The following is a 16815-nucleotide window of genomic DNA, read 5'->3' as shown; positions in this document are numbered from 1 at the left end:
GGTTGCGGCCCGACGCAGCGTTGCGTCTGCTGCCGTTCCGCCGGGCGCGCGATGATCAGGCTGCGGCGCCGCGGGTGTCGAAAAGCGCGGCGCAGGCGTCGAAGAAGGCGGCGCGGATCGGCTGCGGCTCCATCATCAGCTCGTGCTCGGCGCCGGGCACCTCGGTGAGCGCGCCGCCGGACCAGTCGGCCATCAGCCTGCGGATCGCCGAGATCTCCACGATGCGTTCGTTGCCGCCCATCCAGGTGATGCAGGGCGTCGCGGGCGGCGGCAGGCGGCGCAGGCGGCGGCCCTCGCGAAACGCCTCGTTGAGCCAGGTCATCGAGGGGCCGCCGAGCGCCAGCTCGGGCTGCATCTCCACCTGGCGCCGCATCCAGGCGAACATCTCGGGGTCGGTGGTCAGGGTGTTGTTCTCGAACGGGGCGTCGAGCACGTAGGTCACGGGCTTGGTCGAGGGCGCGTAGCGGCTGCCGAAGCCGGTGGCATGGGCCGAGGCCGTGATCAGCCCGGCGAAGGGGCGGGTCGCGGGGTGCAGCTTGATGCCCCACATCGGCGCGGAAAAGGCCACCGCGGCGACCGGCAGGCGCTCGTGCAACGCACGCAGCCCGATGGCCCCGCCCATCGAATGGGCCAGCAGGAAGAACGGCTCCGGCAGGCCCTTGGCGCGGGCGAAGCGGACCAGCTCGGCGACGTCGAGCTGGTACTCGGAAAAGCGGCTGACATGGCCGGTGGCGGGATCGTCGAGCTGCCGGTCGGAGAGCCCCTGGCCCCGCCAGTCGAGGGTCACGCTGGCATAGCCGCGGGCCTGCAGCTCGGCGGCGGCGGGGCCGTATTTCTCGACGAACTCGGTCCGCCCGGTGAACAGCAGCACGGTGCCGCGGCAGTCGTTGGGCGGCGGGGCCAGCATCGCCAGGCGCAGCCGCACGCCATCGGGCGCGACGACCCAGACGGCCTCGGCCCCCTCGGGGGCCGCGGCGATGCCGTGGTGAAACGGTGCTTGCGTCATCCGTCCTGCCCTGCGGTGCCGGGTGTCAGGCGAGCGCGTTCCCGAGCGCCATCGCGACGCCCATGTCGCCGTCGACGGTCAGCTTGCCGGTCATGAAGGCGGCGGTGGGGTTGGTCTCGCCCTCGAGGATCGACTGGAAGGTCTCGGCGTCGGCGGTGAGGGTCACGTCCGCATCCTCGTCGCCGGCGTGCACGCCGGTGCCGTCGATCATCAGCGCGCCTTCGCCCTCGATCACGAACTTGGCGGTGCCGGGCACATTTCCGTCCAGACGCTCGCTCAGCACGGCGACGGCCTTGTCGATAACTTCACTCACGCGCATTTCCTCCAATGGTTGTGATTGCGAGGGTGATTGGCATTTCCCGCAACCGCGCTAGACTGACCTACGTTATGGTTCGCATCGCCCCATCTCTCAACCGGATCGTTACGGCATTTCTTGCCGCCCTCTGGCTGGCACCCGCGGCATTCGCCCAGGGCGCCGATTCGGCCGAGGTCGAGCGGCTGCTGGGAGAGCTCGCCCAGCCGGAGCAGCAGGGCTGGCAGCAGATCGAGGCCAGCATCATGCGCGAATGGTCCAAGTCCGGCTCGCCGGCGATGGACCTGCTTCTGCAGCGCGGTCAGCAGGCGATGGAGGAGGGCGACATGGAGGCGGCGATCGAGCACCTGAGCGCGCTCACCGACCATGCCCCGGATTTCGCCGAAGGCTGGAACGCGCGGGCGACCGCGTTTTTCCATGCCGGCGAGTACGGCCTGTCGCTGGCCGATATCGAGCGGACGCTGGCGCTGAACCCCGACCATTTCGGCGCGATCACGGGGCTCGGGATCATCCTGGAGGAGCTCGGATACGAGACCGAGGCGCTGGAGGCCTACCGCGCCGTCGAGGCTATACATCCCCATCTCGAGTCCGTAAGACAGGGCATCGAGCGGCTTGAAAGCAAGGTCGAGGGCGAGCGCCTCTGAGCCCGCCCGGGCCACCCGAAGGGACCGGAGATGTTGCGAGAAACCACCGTGACCGCGGTGCTGGGTCCCACGAACACCGGCAAGACCCATTACGCTATCGAACGCATGCTGGCGCATCGCACCGGCGTCATCGGCCTGCCGCTGCGGCTGCTGGCGCGCGAGGTCTATGACCGGATCGTCGCGATCCGCGGGCCTTCGGTTGTGGCGCTGGTCACCGGCGAGGAGCGCATCGTGCCGGAGCGGGCGGCCTACTGGGTCTGCACCGTGGAGGCGATGCCGACCGATATCGGGGCCGATTTCCTGGCGGTGGACGAGATCCAGCTCTGCGCCGACCCCGAGCGCGGCCATGTCTTCACCGACCGGCTGCTGCGGGCGCGCGGGCTGCACGAGACGGTGTTCCTTGGAGCCGACACCATGCGCCCGGCAATCGCGGCGCTGGTGCCAAAGGTGCAGTTTCTGCGCCGGGAGCGGTTCTCTGACCTGCTCTATACCGGCTCCAAGAAGATCTCGCGGATGACACCGCGCTCGGCCATCGTCGGCTTCTCGGTGGAGAATGTCTATGCCATCGCCGAGCTGTTGCGCCGCCAGAAGGGCGGGGCGGCGGTGGTGATGGGGGCGCTCAGCCCGCGCACCCGCAACGCGCAGGTGGAGCTCTACCAGTCCGGCGAGGTCGACTACCTGGTTGCCACCGACGCGATCGGCATGGGGCTCAACCTCGACATCACCCACGTGGCGCTCTCCGGCCTGCGCAAGTTCGACGGGCGGCGGATGCGCGATCTTGCGCCGAACGAGCTGGCCCAGATCGCCGGCCGAGCCGGGCGCTACAAGACCCACGGCACCTTTGGCGTGACCGGCGAGGCCAGCCCGCTCGACGAGGGCGTCGTGGAGGCGATCGAGGAGCACCGTTTCGCCCCGGTCCGCAAGCTGCAGTGGCGCAACAGCGACCTCGAGTTCGGCTCGGTGGGGCGGCTGATCGGCTCGCTGGAGCAGCGCACCGAGGAAGAATGGCTCACGCGGACCCGCGATTCCGACGACCTCGTGGCGCTCAAGAGCCTGGCGGGCGAGACCGAGGTCACCGGGCGCGTCAGCAACGCCCGGGATGTGCGGCTGCTGTGGGATGTCTGCCGGATTCCGGATTTCCGCGGCATCAGCCATGCCGAACACGCGAGCCTGCTCGGCCGGATCTTCGGCTTCCTGCACGATGTCGGCCGGGTGCCGGACGACTGGATGGCCCGGCAGGTCAAGCGCATCGATCGCAAGGACGGCGATATCGATACTTTGTCCAAAAGACTGGCATACATCCGCACGTGGACTTATGTCGCGCAACGTTCAGGCTGGCTGGACGACGAAAGCCATTGGCGCGGCGAAACCCGCGCGGTAGAAGACCGCCTGTCGGATGCCCTTCACGGTGCGCTGACGCAGAGATTTGTAGATCGGCGCACCAGCGTGCTGCTGCGCCGGTTGAAGCAGAAGGAGGGCCTGGTGGCCGAGGTGAACGACAAGGGCGAAGTGACGGTCGCAGAGCAATTCGTGGGCCGTCTCGAGGGCTTCCGGTTCAGTCAGGACAAGTCCGCGACGCCCGAAGAGGCGAAGATGCTGCGGCAGGCGGCGATGACGGCGCTGAAGCCGGAATTCCACCTCAGGGCGGACCGCTTCTACAACGCGCCCGATACCGAGATCGACTTCACCGAGCAGGGTGGCCTGATGTGGGGCGAGCATGCGGTGGGCAAGCTGGTCAAGGGCGCCGAGGGCATGAAACCCGCGGTCGTGGCCTTCGTCGAGGAAGACGCCGGGCGCGAGGTCTCCGAAAAGGTGGCGCGGCGCCTGCAGCATTTCATCGACCGCAAGGTCGCGACGCTGTTCGAGCCGCTGCTGGCGATGAGCCGGGACGAGACGCTCTCCGGCCTTTCCCGCGGTTTCGCCTTCCAGCTGATGGAGAGCTTCGGCGTCCTGCCGCGCGATGGCGTCGCCGCCGACGTGAAGGCGCTGGACCAGGAGGCGCGCGGCCAGCTGCGCAAGCATGGCGTGCGCTTCGGCCAGTACACGGTCTTCCTGCCGGCGCTGCTGAAGCCCGCGCCGACGCGGCTGCGGCTGGTGCTCTGGTCGCTCTGGAACGGCCTGGACGAGTTCCCCGAGGCGCCGCCTCCGGGGCTGGTGACCGTGCCGGTGCCCGAGGGCACGCCGCAGATCCACGCCGCGATGTCGGGCTACCGCATCGCCGGCGCGCGGGCGATCCGCATCGACATGCTGGAGCGCCTTGCGGACATGCTGCGCGGCGAGGACAGCCGCGGCGGCTTCGAGGCCAAGGCCGACATGCTGTCGATCACCGGCATGACGCTGGAACAATTCGCCGACCTGATGCAGGGGCTCGGCTACCGCGCCGAAAAGGGCGAGCGGGAGAAGGTCCGGGCGCCCAAGCCCGAGCCGGTGTCGGAAGTGGCGCAAGCCGCTGACGTCGCCGAGGAGGGGGCATCCGCCCCTGACGAGGCGGCCGCCCCCGAGATGCCGGATGCGGATGCCAGCGGTGCGGACGCGCCTGAGGCTGCCGTCGAGCCAGAGGTGAGCTCCGTCGAAGAAGCCGTTGCTTCCGAAGGAGAAACCTCTGTCGAGCTGTCCGAGGGTCCCGCCGAGGCGACCGATGCCGAGGCCCCCGCAGAGGAGGCCGAGGCCCCCGCTGAGCCCGAGACGGAGGTGTTCTATTCCTTCACCTGGGCGCCGCGCCGTCAGGCCGGTGGCCGTCCGCGCCGCCAGAACGGCGAGGGCGATGAACGCCAGGGTGGCAAGCCGCGCGGCAAGGGCGCGAAGGGCGGCAAGCGCCCGCCGCGTCACGACGGCAAGGGCCGGGGCGACAAGCCCCAGGGCGCCAAGACCTACCAGGCCCGCCCGCCGCGGAAGGAAAAGCCGATCGACCCCGACAACCCCTTCGCCGCCGCGCTGATGGGGCTGACGGAAAAGAAATGACCGGGGCATCGGCCGCATGAGCGACGCCTCCGCCAGCCGGGATGACGGGTCTGGCCCGGCGACGCTCAGGATCGACAAGTGGCTTTGGCATGCGCGGTTCTTCAAGACCCGCAGCCTCGCCGCCCGGCAGGTCTCCGAAGGGAAGGTGCGGGTCAATTCGACCCGCATCTCCAAGCCCGCCCGCAGCGTCGGGCCGGGCGACGTCCTGACCTTTCCGCAGGGAAACGCCATCCGCGTCGTCCGGATCCTCGCCCTCGGCATCCGCCGCGGACCGGCCAGCGAGGCGCAGGCGCTCTACGAGGATCTCTCGCCGCCCGAAACCCAGCCGGCCCAGCGGCCGTTGGGCGAGGGCGGGCCCCGGCCGACCAAAAAACAACGTCGCAGACTCGTCAATTCGCGTCCCGACCCGCTTGATTAGCCCCGCAGCCTCCGCTACCTGACACCGACAAGACAATCCGGAGACCCCCATGACCTACGTCGTCACGGAAAACTGCATCGCCTGCAAATACACCGACTGCGTCGAGGTCTGTCCCGTCGACTGTTTCTACGAAGGCGAGAATTTCCTGGTCATCCATCCGGACGAATGCATCGACTGCGGTGTCTGCGAGCCGGAATGCCCCGCCGACGCGATCCGTCCGGACACCGAGCCGGACATGGAGAAATGGGTCGAGTTCAACCGCAAGTACTCGGAGCTCTGGCCGGTGATCGTGACCAAGAAGGATCCGCTCCCCACGGCCGAGGAGATGGACGGCAAGCCGGGCAAGATGGAGCTGTTTTCCGAGGCGCCTGGCGAAGGCGGCTGAGCTGCGATTCGGCCTGTCGGGACCGGGATGTCCGGACACGCGCGGCAGAGGGCGAATTCCCGGCCGCGCGCTTTGCGGATTTCCGCCGATGACGCTGTCCCGATCGTCTTGCGGATCAAGGCGCTCCGCCGGCGCCGCGGCGCGGCGCTTTGAATTTGACCAAATCTGTGCTATATATATCAGACTACGATGATGACTGACGCCGCCTGCAGCGACTGCTCGCCTGTTTGGCGGACTCTTGACGCCCTGGTCCATGGCCGCTCCGGAAGAGGTTCTTCCCGGTGCGGGCTTTTTTGGCCTGTCGCGTCCTGGTGAGGGAACTACATGACCAAAACGAAGAAACCTGATTTCCGCCCGAACGATTATGTTGTGTACCCGGCGCACGGCGTCGGACAGATCATATCGATCGAGGAACAGGAAATCGCGGGGCTCTCTCTCGAGCTGTTTGTCATCTCCTTCGAGAAGGACAAGATGACCCTCCGTGTGCCGACGAACAAGGCCACCGAGGTCGGCATGCGCGGGCTGAGCTCGCCCGACGTGGTCTCCAAGGCGATGACCACGCTCAAGGGCAAGGCAAAGGTCAAGCGGGCCATGTGGTCGCGCCGGGCCCAGGAATACGAACAGAAGATCAACTCGGGCGACCTGATCGCCATCGCCGAAGTGGTGCGCGACCTGCACCGCACCGACGATCAGCGGGAGCAGTCCTATTCCGAGCGTCAGCTCTATGAAGCCGCGCTGGAGCGTCTGACCCGCGAGGTGGCCGCCGTTTCCGGTGTCGGCGAGACCGACGCGCAGAAGACGGTGGACGCGGTTCTGGTGGGCCGCGCCGCCTGATCCGGCGACCCCATCATGCGAGACTGGAAGAGGGGCCTTCGCGGCCCCTTTTTCGTGTCGGGGTCGAACGGGGGCGAGCTGTCGGGTGGGGTCAGGCGAGCAGTGCCGCCGCCGTGGCGAGGGTGACGATCTCGGCGACCTGCTGGGTCGCACCGAGGATGTCGCCGGTCTGGCCGCCGAGCTTGGCCCGGGCGAGTGCCGCGCAGGCGAGCGACGCCAGCCCGGCCAGTGCCGCCAGCAGCAGCGCCTGCGGCCCCAGAAGCGCCAGCGACAGCCCGAGCGCGAGCGCCATGGCCAGTACCGCCGCGCCCGCACCGGGCCGCCCGATGCTGCGCGACAGCCCGTCCGTCCGGGCGTTGGGCAGCGCGGCCATCACCCCGGTCATCGCGGCCCGGCTGAGCAGCGCCGCGCCCAGCAGCGGGGCCAGCAGCAGCGGCCCGAGCGCCGCGAGCAGCGACCAGCGCAGGCCGATGGCCAGCACAAGCGCCAGCACCCCGTAGCTGCCGATCCGGCTGTCCTTCATGATCTCCAGCCGCCGTTCGCGGGTCCAGCCGCCCCAGAGCCCGTCGGCGCTGTCGGCGAGCCCGTCCTCATGCATCGCCCCGGTCAGCACCACCTGCACGGCGAGCGCCATCCCGGCGGCAAAGGCCGGGGGCAGCCCGAGCGCCATCAGCCCGAGCGCAAGGCCACCGGCGGCGAGCGCCACGGGCAGCCCGGCCAGCGGATAGGCCCAGGCGGCAGCGGCGCCGCGGGTGCTGGCGTGCTCGGCGGGCACGGGCACCGGCAGGCGGGTGAGAAGCGCGGTCGCCAGGGCCACGTCGGCAAGGGGGGTAGGACGAATGGTCATCTTCGCTCCGCAAGCACTTGTCGCCAAAGCCATATGGGCGCAGAAGCGCGGAAACAAGACCGAGGCGCAAGATGACACGAACCCCTCCCTTCACCGACATCCAAGGACTCCGCACGGCCCTCGCCGACCTGCCGCAGCCGGACACCACGGCGGCCGAGGCTGCCGCCGGGCGCAACGCCATGCTGACCAAGCCGCCGGCGGCGCTCGGGCGGCTGGAAGAGCTGGCGCTCTGGTACGCCGGCTGGCGCGGCGACGCGCGGCCGCGGCTGGAAGCGCCGCAGGTGGTCGTCTTTGCCGGCAACCACGGGGTGGCGGCGCGCGGCGTCTCGGCCTTTCCGGTCGAGGTCACGGTGCAGATGGTGGCCAATTTCGAAGCCGGCGGGGCGGCGATCAACCAGCTCGCCAAGGCCTTCGGCGCGACGATGGACGTGGTGTCGCTGGAACTCGACCGCTCGACCGGGGATTTCACCGAAGGCCCGGCGATGAGCGAGGCGGATCTGGTGGCGGCGATGGCGGCGGGCTGGCAGGCGGTCGATCCGCAGGCTGACCTTCTGGTCACCGGCGAGATGGGGATCGGCAACACCACCGCCGCGGCGGCGATCGCGGCCGGGCTTTACGGTGGCGGCGCGGAGGCCTGGGTCGGCCGGGGCACCGGTGTCGACGACGCCGGGCTCGCGCGCAAGCGGGAGGTCGTCGATGCCGGGCTGGCGCGTCATGCCGAGGCCAATGGCGATCCGCTGGAGATCCTGCGGCGGCTCGGCGGCCGGGAGATCGCGGCCATGGCGGGGGCGATCCTCGCCGCGCGCCATCATCGCATCCCGGTCATCCTCGACGGTTTCATCTGCTGTTCCGCCGCGGCGGTCCTGGCCGCCGCGGCGCCGGGCGCGCTGGACCATGCGGTCGCCGGCCATGTCTCCGCCGAGGGCGCCCATTCGGCCATGCTCGAACGTCTCGGCAAGGCGCCGCTCCTGAGCCTCGGGCTGCGGCTCGGCGAAGGGTCCGGCGCGGCGCTGGCGATCGGCGTGCTCAAGGGGGCCATCGCCTGTCATTCCGGCATGGCGACCTTCGGAGAGGCGGGCGTTTCGGACAGCGGCGCCTGACGTGCCATTCGTTGCCCGATCTTTCGTGCGAAAGATCGTCCGCGCGCGCCTTGCGCGCGCGGCCCGGCCCAACCGGAGGAGCGGCATCCGCAGGATGCCGTGACGACGGGCGGGAGCCCTCCGGGTCCCGGCGGCATCAGTCGACCATGCGTCCGCCGGCGGGATCCTGGGTATCCCGTGCTTCCAGTTCCTGCACCTCCAGCGCGGTCACCAGTGCCGTCTCCAGCACCTTGTTGAGATCGCGCGCCCGGGCAAGGTAGGCGGGGTTGTCCTTGAGCGATTTCCCGGGCTCCCAGAGCGGTGCCAGCTCCCGAAGCGTCATCCGGTCGTGCTTGTAGAAGGCCCGTTCGACCTCGCTGGCTTCGAACTCGGAGAAATCCATGTTCTCCAGAACATAGCGTGCCGCCCTCAGCGAGCTGTCGAACATCTCGCGGACGATGTCGTCGGCGCCGGCCTGGTAGAGCTCGTAGACATGCACCCGGTCATGGGCGCGGGCCACGATGTGCAGGTCCGGCCGCTGCGAGCGGGCATAGCGCACGAGCCGGGTGGTGGCGTTCTTGTCGTCGAGCGCGGCGACCAGAACCCGCGCCGTCTTGAGCCCCGCGGCATGCAGCAGCACCGGCCGCGTCGGATCGCCGTAGAACGACTTGAACCCGAAGTGCCGCATCAGTTCGATCGCCGCGAGGTCGTGGTCGAGCACGGTGCAGCGCAGGCCCGCCATCTGCACCATGCGGTTCACCACCTGGCCGAAGCGGCCGATGCCGGCGATGATGATCGGGGCCTGCTCGTCGATCTCGTCGTGCTTGCGGTGGCGGTCGGTGGCCTCCGTGTGTTCGCCCAGCCGGTGCGATATGAAGTCGTAAAGGATGAACAGCAGCGGCGTCAGCAGCATCGACAGGGCCACCACCAGCAGCAGGGTCTGCGCCAACCGGTTCGGCAGCACGTTCTCCTGCAGGCAGAAGGAGATCAGCACGAAGCCGAATTCGCCGGCCTGCGCCAGCCCCAGCGTGAAGAGCCAGCGGTCGCGTTTGCGCAGCCCGAAGAGCCGCGCCAGCAGCAGCAGGATCGCGCCCTTGGTCACCACCAGCAGCAGGGTCAGCCCGATCACCGTGCCGATGTTGGCGAGCATGATCTCGAAATCGATCCCGGCGCCCACCGACATGAAAAAGAGGCCCAGCAGCAGCCCCTTGAAGGGCTCGATATTGGCTTCGAGCTCGTGGCGGAACTCCGAGGTCGCGAGGACGACGCCGCCGAGGAAGGCGCCGAGCGCCGGCGAGAGGCCGATCAGCGTCATGATATAGGCGATCCCGAAGACCAGCAGCAGGGCGGTCGCGGTGTGGATCTCGCGCAGCTTGGCCATGTCGACGAAGCGGAAGAGGCGGGGCGAGAGGTAGATGCCGCCGATGATCACCGCCGCGATCACGGCGAGGATCACCAGCGTCGCCTGCCAGCCGGCGAGTCCCTCGATCAGCGACATGTGCGCGCCGTGGGCCGCGTCCGTCGCTTCGTGCCCGCCGGGACGCTGGATCGCACCGGTCGGGTCGAGGTGCGGCACCGCGGGCATCGCCAGCAGCGGCAGCAGTGCCAGCATCGGGATCACCGCGATGTCCTGGGTCAGCAGCACGGAGAAGGTCGCCTTGCCGCCCGGGGTCTTCATCAGCCCCTTTTCCGAGAGCGTCTGCAGCACGATGGCGGTGGAGGAGAGCGCCAGGATCAGGCCGATGGCGAGCGACATGTTGAAGGTCTCGCCCATCAGCATCGACAGCACGGTCACCGCGGCGGTCGTCAGGCCGATCTGCATGCCGCCCATCCCGACCAGCTTGTCGCGCATCTCCCAGAGGATTCGGGGTTCCAGTTCCAGCCCGATGAGGAACAGCATCATCACCACGCCGAATTCGGCGTAGTGGCGCAGCGCCTCGGCCTCGACACCGGTGGAATGGAGCAGGGGGGCGACCAGGATGCCGGCGAGCAGGTAGCCGAGCACGGAACCGAGGCCCAGCCGTGCGGCGATGGGCACACCGATGATCGCGGCGCCCAGGAGGATCGTCGCGTCATCGAAAAAGCCTTCCATGTGCCTGTCCTTTTCACGCCGCGCGGGCGTCTGATCGGCCGCGCGACGGGCCGTGCCGGCCGGCCCTGTCTGCGGCGGAAGTGGTCCGGCGGGTCGGCGCCGGATCCGTTGCGTTTCACCCAAAGATTAGGGGCTGGCAGAGGATGCGCAACGGCTTTGTGGCCGTGGTCGGAGCGCAAACCTTTTCCTGGAGGGTGTGGTGCGCGGCGCCCGGCCGCCGCGCCGCGGCGTGCCCGGGATCGCCGGCGCTGGAGGCGCCCTGTCAGCGCTTGGGCATGGTCAGGGTGATGTTGCGCCCGCTCTTGGAGTAGAGCAGTTCGCTGGTGCCGATTGCCGCCACCCGTCCGCCGTCGAGCCGGTCGCCGACCTGAACCTTGAGGTACTTGCCGGAGGGCAGGCGGACCAGCGCGCGGCGCTGGTTCGACGTGCCGTAGACGCCGATCAGCGAGACCTTGTTCAGGGCCAGCGCGTTCTTCACCGTCGCCTGCTTGGCGACGGCGGCGTTGATCGGGCCGGTGGGCTTGGCCTTGTTGCGGTTGGGCACCGCCGGGCCGGTGGCGCGGGCCGCGGAGGCGGCCGCTGCGGCTTCGGCGGCTTCCTTGGCGCGGGCGGCGGCCTCGGCCTGGGCGCGGGCCTCTGCCTCGGCGCGGGCCTTGGCGGCCGCTTCGGCCTCGGCGCGGGCCTGGGCCTGCGACTGGGCAAGCGCCGCCTGCTGGGTCTCCAGCACGCGCGCCGCCTCGGCTTCCATGACGGCCACGTCGGCAGCTTCCTGCAGCCGTTGCGCTTCCGCCTCGGCAACGCGCTGCGCCCGGTCGGCGATCTGCGCGATGTTGGCCGGCCGCAGGCGTGGGACCGGCGAGGCGGGGACGGCGCGGCCGGTGGCCGTGGCGAGGTCGGCGGCGAGCGCGGCCTCCTCGGGCGAAAGCTCGGCTCCGGTGTCGTCGGGCTCGCCTTCGGCATCGGCGAGCTCCTCGAGCGTGGCGGCGTCGGTGGCGGCCAGGCGAAGCACTTCGTCGAGCTGCTCGGCTTCCTGCTGCTCCGAGACCGGGCGCCGGAGCGGGCGGACCTCGGCAAGTTCCGAGAGGGTGCGGCCGCCGAGCGTGGCGCGTTCGGTGGTCTCCACAAGGTCGCCGGGCCGGCCGCGCGGGCGGAAGCCGGCGAGCGGGTCGTCGGCATCGGCCGTGGCCACGTCGGCGGGCGCATCCAGCGGCGCCACCCGCTTTGGCGGGACGATGAAGGGACGGCCGGAGCGGATCAGGACGCCACCGGGCGAGACCACGCCTTCCTCGGTCGGCACCACCAGCCCGTTCTCGTCGAAGCTGCGCTCGTCGTCGGGGTGGCGCGGTGCGACGGGCAGGCGGGGCCGGGTCTCGGGGAGGGCCGCGAGGTCGGGCAGGGCGAAGGCGTCCTGGTCGATCCGGTTGGGGTCGATCGAGGCGATCTCGAGGTTCTCGAGGTCGTCTTCCTGCGGCAGGTATCCCTGTTCCGGCGCGCGTTGCCAGATGCCGGTGGCGGCATATATCGCGCGCGTGGTCAGCGGATCGTCCGCGGCGCCCTCGGCCGGTGCGGACCCGGCGGGCGTGTCGGTCAGAAGTGCCAGCGTGTCGGCGACGGTTGGCGAGGTTGTGGCCTCTGCCGGCGCGCCGACGGTTTCGGTGGTGACCGCCGCGGAGAGGTCGTCGACCAGGGGTTCTGCGGGGATGTCGGCCTCGGCTTCCGCGAGGTCCGGCTGTTGCGGCTCGTCCGTCTCGGGGGCCGCATCCGGAGCGGGGGCGGCGAGCGCGGCTGTCTCCTGCTCCGCGGGCTGGCCGGGCTGCAGGGCGGCGCTGTCGGTGGCCTCCGGCGCGATGTCGGGTGTTTCGGGCTCGATCAGCGGCGCCGGGGTGCTGTCGGCGAGCTGCATGGAGGGGGTGTCGTCGGAGCCATCGAGCACCTGCGCCCAGAGGCCCGCGAGGCCGAGCAGAACCACGGCGCCGATCGCGACGCCGACCAGCAGGCGCGCCTTGCGCTTGCGGGCCGGCTGCTGCGCGCCGAAAACGCTGAGATCGTCCCTGCCTGTGCGGGCCTTGGCCGGGCTGCGCGGCGGGGCGGCAGGGGATTTGGCGGGCGCGCGGCTGGCAGCGGCCGAGCCGGCGATGCTGGCGGCGATGCCTGCGGCGGTCTTGGGGGCGTCCGATCGGGCCGGCTTGGGGCCTGCCGCGGGCTTGGCGCCGCGAGGCGGAGCCGCCAGCGGGGGCTTCGCTGCCTGCGTGCGGATCGAGGCGAAGGTCGGTGGCGGGGCGAGGTCGTCGTCCTCGTCGTCGTCCTCGTCCTCGCCCTCGTCGTCCGGGGCCGTTGCCGCTGCGGGCGGCTCGGCTTCGTCCGCCGGAACCTTGGCCTCCGCGGAGGGCTCGGCTTCGTCTGCCGGAGCTTCGGCCTCCGCGACGGGCGCATCCGCGTCCTCGACCTCGATCATCGGGGCGGGAATGTCCTCCTCGGCGGTGATATCTTCGGGCTGGTCCTCGACCGTCTCGGCTGTCTCGACGGGGTCCGGCGCCTCGGCGCGGGCGGGTTCGGCGACGTCGTCCGGCGTGTCCTCGTCGAGGATTTCCTCGAACGGGGCCTCTTCCGCCTCCGCCTCTTCGGGATGCGCCTCGGTGTCCTCGCTGAAGAGGTCTCCGACCGCGGCATCGGCGGCGACGTCCTCCGCCGCCTCCGGCTCGGCCGCGGGCTCCTCCTCGGAGGCCGTTTCCGGCTCCGGAGCGGCGGCGGGGTGTTCTGGCTCGTCCGGCAGGATCGGCGCGCCGGCAGGCTCTTCGGGGCCCTCGGCCTCCGCGACGGGCATGTCGTCCTCGGCCGCTGCATCCGTCAGGTGGCGGTGCTCCGGCTCCGGCGTCTCGCCCAGCGGCAGCCATTGCGCGGCCTGGCCGGTCGCGCCGAAGAAGGCGGCGTCGGGGAAATCCTCGTCGGATGGCTCGGCGTTGAAGGAGACCGGGTTGAACCGGTGCAGGCTGGCGAAATCCTCGGCTTCCTCGAGGGTTTCGCGGGCAACGGCGGCGATCCAGAGCCGCCCGCCCTCGACCTTGCAATCATAGACCAGCTCGTCCAGCTCGTAGGGCGTGGCGCCGATCAGCGCCTCGGCCGCGCGGGCGCGGGGGTCGGTGCCGGGGGCGTCGGGCAGATCCTTGTAGAGCACCTGCGAATTGGGCAGCACCAGCGCCGTGGCGAAGGGCTCCTCTCCGGCGGCACTCTCGCCAAGCGCGCGCAGATCGGCCAGCCGGGCCGCGAATTCGGGGTCTTCGAGCGACACGTTGCCAAGCAGGTGCGCGGACGCACCCGATGGATCGCTCTGGTAAAGCGAGATTCCCTCTGGGCTCAGAGTCAGGGCGAAGGTCGGGGTCATCACACCTATCTGGAGTGGGATCGGGATGCAGCGCAACCCGGTGGCGGCCGTGACGTATTTCTATAGCAGCTTTTTGCTGAAAGAAACAGGATTGCGGCCAAGGATCCGCCCATGAGCCGCGTCCTAGAGGAACTGACATGAAACGCACGACCAGGAGCGGAAGAATGAGATTGAGAGGTTTTGGCGGGCAGGCGCTGGCGATCGGCATGGGGCTGGCGCTGGCGGCAGGCAGCGCGCTGGCGCAGGCATCCGAGCCGGGGCCGGTGCCGCAGATCACGGTGAGCGGCGAGGGCCGGGCGACGGCGGCGCCGGACATGGCGACGCTGCAGCTTGGCGTGACGGCCAGCGACCCGGAGGCGGCGGCCGCGGTGCGGGCGATGAGCGCGCGGATGGCCGAGGTGATGGATCGTCTCGCGGCGGCGGGGATCGCGCCGCGCGACATGCAGACCAGCGGGCTGTCGGTGCACCCGAGGTGGGACAATCGCGGCCCGTCCGAGGGGGGCGCGCCGAGGGTGGAGGCCTTCGAGGCGAGCACGGAGGTCACTGTCCGGCTGCGCGACCTCGACGGGCTGGGGCAATTGCTCGACGCGGTGGCGCAGGACGGGGCCAACCTGTTTCACGGGCTCAGCTTCGGCCTGCAGGAGCCGGGCGCGTTGCAGGACCAGGCGCGCAACGACGCGGTGGCCGACGCGCTTCGCAAGGCTGCGCTCTATGCCGAGGCGGCCGGGGTCGAGCTCGGGCCGATCCTGCGCATCGAGGAGTCCGGCGGCGCGGTCGAGCCACGCATGATGCGGGCGGAGGCGAGCGGCTTTGCCGATGCCGCGGTGCCGGTGGTCTCCGGCGAGGTCGCGCTGAACGCCGGGGTGACGATCACCTTCGCCCTGTCGTCGCAGCCGTGACAATCCGGGCGGCAATCGTCGGATTGTCGCCCAAACCTTGCCATCTTCGCGCGCCATCCTTGACCCGGTTCGAATGAATTTCAGGGTGGACGCGAAATGGACGGACGGCTCCTGCTGGTGGGCTGCGTGGGGATTCTCGGCGGCGCCTGGCTGCTGGGATCGGAGGAGATCACGCTGGGCCCGAGCGGTGGTCCGAGCACGCGGGTCGAGGCCAGCTCGCATGTCGTCGACCTGCGCCACAACGAGATCCGGCAGACGCTGCTCCGCGAGGGCTACGACCTCGACGACCCGGCGAGCTACGTGCGCCAGCGGGACGGCAGCCGCGTCGTCGGCGGGCCGGTCGCGGCGACGGAGCATGGCCGACCCGTGTTCATCGAGAGCGTCATGGCGGGCTACCACCGCCCCGTGGTTTCCGAGGCGCCCGGCAAGGTCACCGAGGCCCGGGTGATCGAGGAGTGCCGCTTCACCGCCCCGGCGGCGGGCGCGCGGGTGGCCAATGTGTTTTCCAACGCCTCGCTGCACGGCGCGTCCTTCTATGCCTTCGACATGCCGGAGCTCGACCCGCTGGCGCTGCGCTACCTCGAGACCCAGAGCGAGCAGGGCGAGACGCCGCCGTCGGGCATGCTGTCGATTGCTGCCAAGATCGCCGAGAAGGCGACCGAGATGCAGTCCTTGCCGAGCCTGACCAAGTCCGGCGGATTTCAATACAAGGTGACCGAGGTCGTGGTGACCGAGACGGAGATGCCGGTGCACCTGGTGCTCCAGGCCGGCGCAGGGCGCGTGTTGTGGAACCTGCACCTGGCCGAGGGCGCCGAGGTCAGCGGTGTGTCACTTCTCGGCGGGCATCTTCCGGCGGTGGCCAATGTCCCGAAGCGCGTTCCGGTGGAGGTGCTGGACGATGCGGGGCTCGCCGCCTGCGGCGTAACCCGGGTGCGCCTGCCGCTGGCCAGCGATCCGATCTTTGCCGCCGTCGACGAGGGCGCGCTGACGCTCGATCGGGCGCGGGCCGGGCTGGAGGACATGCGGCAACAGGCAGAGGCCTGGAACGGCTGGTTCGAGGGGCAGTTCGGCCTGCGCTCGGACCAGAGCCGGATCGGCTTCGAGGAGGCCGCGATCATGGCCGTGGTCGGGCCCTTGCCCGAAACGCCCGAGGCGCGCGTGGTGCATCACACCCTGCGCCGTGCCTCGGTGGCAATGGCGCCGGCGGAGGAGGTCTTTGCCAAGGATCCGGGCGCGGCGGAGACCCGGGTGGGCAGGCTGGCGATCGAGCGGGCCGAGGTGCTGACGGCCCAGGCCGCGGCTCTGACCGGCACGACGAACTGAGGGAGAGCGGGATGCGGGCCTATCTGAAGTATGTTCTGCGGCGGACGCTCTTCGTCCTGGGCTGTCTCGGCACCGGGCTGCTGGGCTGGCCCGGTCTGGTCGGGGCGCAGGAAAGCCTGCTCAACTCCGGGCGGATCGACACCTCCGGCGCGCGCCGGATCACCGTGACGCCCGCGGCGCCCGCGGTCACGGAGACGGAGAGCGGCGGTATCGGCGGAATGGTCTCGGGGTTCCTCGGGCGTTTCCTTGGGGACGACACCCTGCCGATGGACGCGGGCGTCCCGGAGATCGAGGCCGGGGCTCTGGAGGCGCTCGGCGAGGGCGGGCTGGACCCGGCGGCCGCGACGGACCTCGCCACGGCGCTGCGGGATCTGCCGGAGAACCTGGCGCTGATCGAAGAGGAGCGCGACAAGGCGCTGGAGCGCGCCTCGGCCTTCGGGGCGATGATGTACGAGATGAACAAGGCGGAGGGCGACGAGGCCCGCGCCGCGCGGGAACAGGCCGAGGCCGCCGCGACGGCCCGCCCCCGGACCGAGGGCGAGCGGCTCTTTGCTGAGTTCGGGTGGCACCCCGGGGCCGAGACGCCCTACGAGTTGAGCCGGGCGGCGCTGGCGGCGCGGCCCTGAGGCCGG

General features: G+C 70.4%; 14 protein-coding genes. 9 read left to right on the top strand and 5 right to left on the bottom strand.

Going from position 1 to position 16815, the window contains the following annotated elements:
- Positions 1-55 precede the first annotated feature (55 nt).
- On the bottom strand, positions 56-1006 hold the full coding sequence (locus tag CHB86_RS05600) for an alpha/beta fold hydrolase (RefSeq protein ID WP_089232031.1): 951 nt from the start codon (positions 1004-1006) through the stop codon (positions 56-58).
- Positions 1007-1031: 25 nt separating this feature from the next.
- Positions 1032-1325: an SCP2 sterol-binding domain-containing protein gene (locus CHB86_RS05595; RefSeq protein WP_425445407.1), complete on the bottom strand. Its 294-nt coding sequence runs from the start codon at positions 1323-1325 to the stop codon at positions 1032-1034.
- A 68-nt stretch (positions 1326-1393) separates the two neighbouring features.
- Between CHB86_RS05595 and CHB86_RS05590 the strand changes: the two genes are divergently transcribed.
- The 5 genes from CHB86_RS05590 to CHB86_RS05570 all read left to right on the top strand — a co-directional run bounded on the left by CHB86_RS05590 (position 1394) and on the right by CHB86_RS05570 (position 6561).
- Positions 1394-1963 carry a tetratricopeptide repeat protein gene (locus CHB86_RS05590; RefSeq protein ID WP_245837759.1) on the top strand — a complete coding sequence of 190 codons (570 nt, stop codon included), beginning with the start codon at positions 1394-1396 and terminating at the stop codon, positions 1961-1963.
- 30 nt (positions 1964-1993) lie between these two features.
- On the top strand, positions 1994-4924 hold the full coding sequence (locus CHB86_RS05585; protein ID WP_089232029.1) for a helicase-related protein: 2931 nt from the start codon (positions 1994-1996) through the stop codon (positions 4922-4924).
- Positions 4925-4940: 16 nt separating this feature from the next.
- A complete protein-coding gene (locus CHB86_RS05580; RefSeq protein WP_089232028.1) occupies positions 4941-5342 on the top strand; it encodes an RNA-binding S4 domain-containing protein in 402 nt (133 codons plus the stop codon).
- A 49-nt stretch (positions 5343-5391) separates the two neighbouring features.
- Positions 5392-5727, top strand: coding sequence for a ferredoxin FdxA (gene fdxA / locus CHB86_RS05575; RefSeq protein WP_089232027.1), 336 nt, complete (start codon positions 5392-5394; stop codon positions 5725-5727).
- Between the two features lie 324 nt (positions 5728-6051).
- On the top strand, positions 6052-6561 hold the full coding sequence (locus CHB86_RS05570) for a CarD family transcriptional regulator (RefSeq protein ID WP_089232026.1): 510 nt from the start codon (positions 6052-6054) through the stop codon (positions 6559-6561).
- Positions 6562-6652: 91 nt separating this feature from the next.
- Here the strand turns inward: CHB86_RS05570 and CHB86_RS05565 are convergent, their stop codons facing one another.
- Positions 6653-7408 carry an adenosylcobinamide-GDP ribazoletransferase gene (locus CHB86_RS05565; protein WP_089232025.1) on the bottom strand — a complete coding sequence of 252 codons (756 nt, stop codon included), beginning with the start codon at positions 7406-7408 and terminating at the stop codon, positions 6653-6655.
- 71 nt (positions 7409-7479) lie between these two features.
- Here CHB86_RS05565 and cobT point away from each other — a divergent pair, with 71 nt between their 5' ends.
- Positions 7480-8508 carry a nicotinate-nucleotide--dimethylbenzimidazole phosphoribosyltransferase gene (gene cobT / locus CHB86_RS05560; protein ID WP_089232024.1) on the top strand — a complete coding sequence of 343 codons (1029 nt, stop codon included), beginning with the start codon at positions 7480-7482 and terminating at the stop codon, positions 8506-8508.
- Between the two features lie 136 nt (positions 8509-8644).
- Here the strand turns inward: cobT and CHB86_RS05555 are convergent, their stop codons facing one another.
- Positions 8645-10579 (bottom strand): cation:proton antiporter domain-containing protein, encoded by a 1935-nt coding sequence (locus CHB86_RS05555; protein ID WP_089232023.1) that lies wholly within the window; start codon positions 10577-10579, stop codon positions 8645-8647.
- Positions 10580-10841: 262 nt separating this feature from the next.
- Positions 10842-13961, bottom strand: coding sequence for a hypothetical protein (locus CHB86_RS05550; protein ID WP_089232022.1), 3120 nt, complete (start codon positions 13959-13961; stop codon positions 10842-10844).
- 164 nt (positions 13962-14125) lie between these two features.
- On the opposite strand from CHB86_RS05550, the gene CHB86_RS05545 reads away from it, so the two are divergent.
- From CHB86_RS05545 to CHB86_RS05535, 3 genes are all read left to right on the top strand, one after another.
- Entirely contained in the window at positions 14126-14860 is a 735-nt protein-coding gene (locus CHB86_RS05545; protein WP_281251210.1) for an SIMPL domain-containing protein, read from the top strand.
- Positions 14861-14956: 96 nt separating this feature from the next.
- Positions 14957-16183: a hypothetical protein gene (locus CHB86_RS05540; protein ID WP_089232021.1), complete on the top strand. Its 1227-nt coding sequence runs from the start codon at positions 14957-14959 to the stop codon at positions 16181-16183.
- Between the two features lie 11 nt (positions 16184-16194).
- On the top strand, positions 16195-16809 hold the full coding sequence (locus CHB86_RS05535; RefSeq protein WP_089232020.1) for a hypothetical protein: 615 nt from the start codon (positions 16195-16197) through the stop codon (positions 16807-16809).
- Positions 16810-16815: the final 6 nt, after the last annotated feature.

The sequence above is a fragment of the Tropicimonas sediminicola genome (assembly GCF_900188335.1).
In the GTDB taxonomy this organism is placed as follows: domain Bacteria; phylum Pseudomonadota; class Alphaproteobacteria; order Rhodobacterales; family Rhodobacteraceae; genus Tropicimonas; species Tropicimonas sediminicola.
Note: the sequence above shows the minus strand (reverse complement) of the source record. Positions and strands in the feature narration are given on the sequence as shown.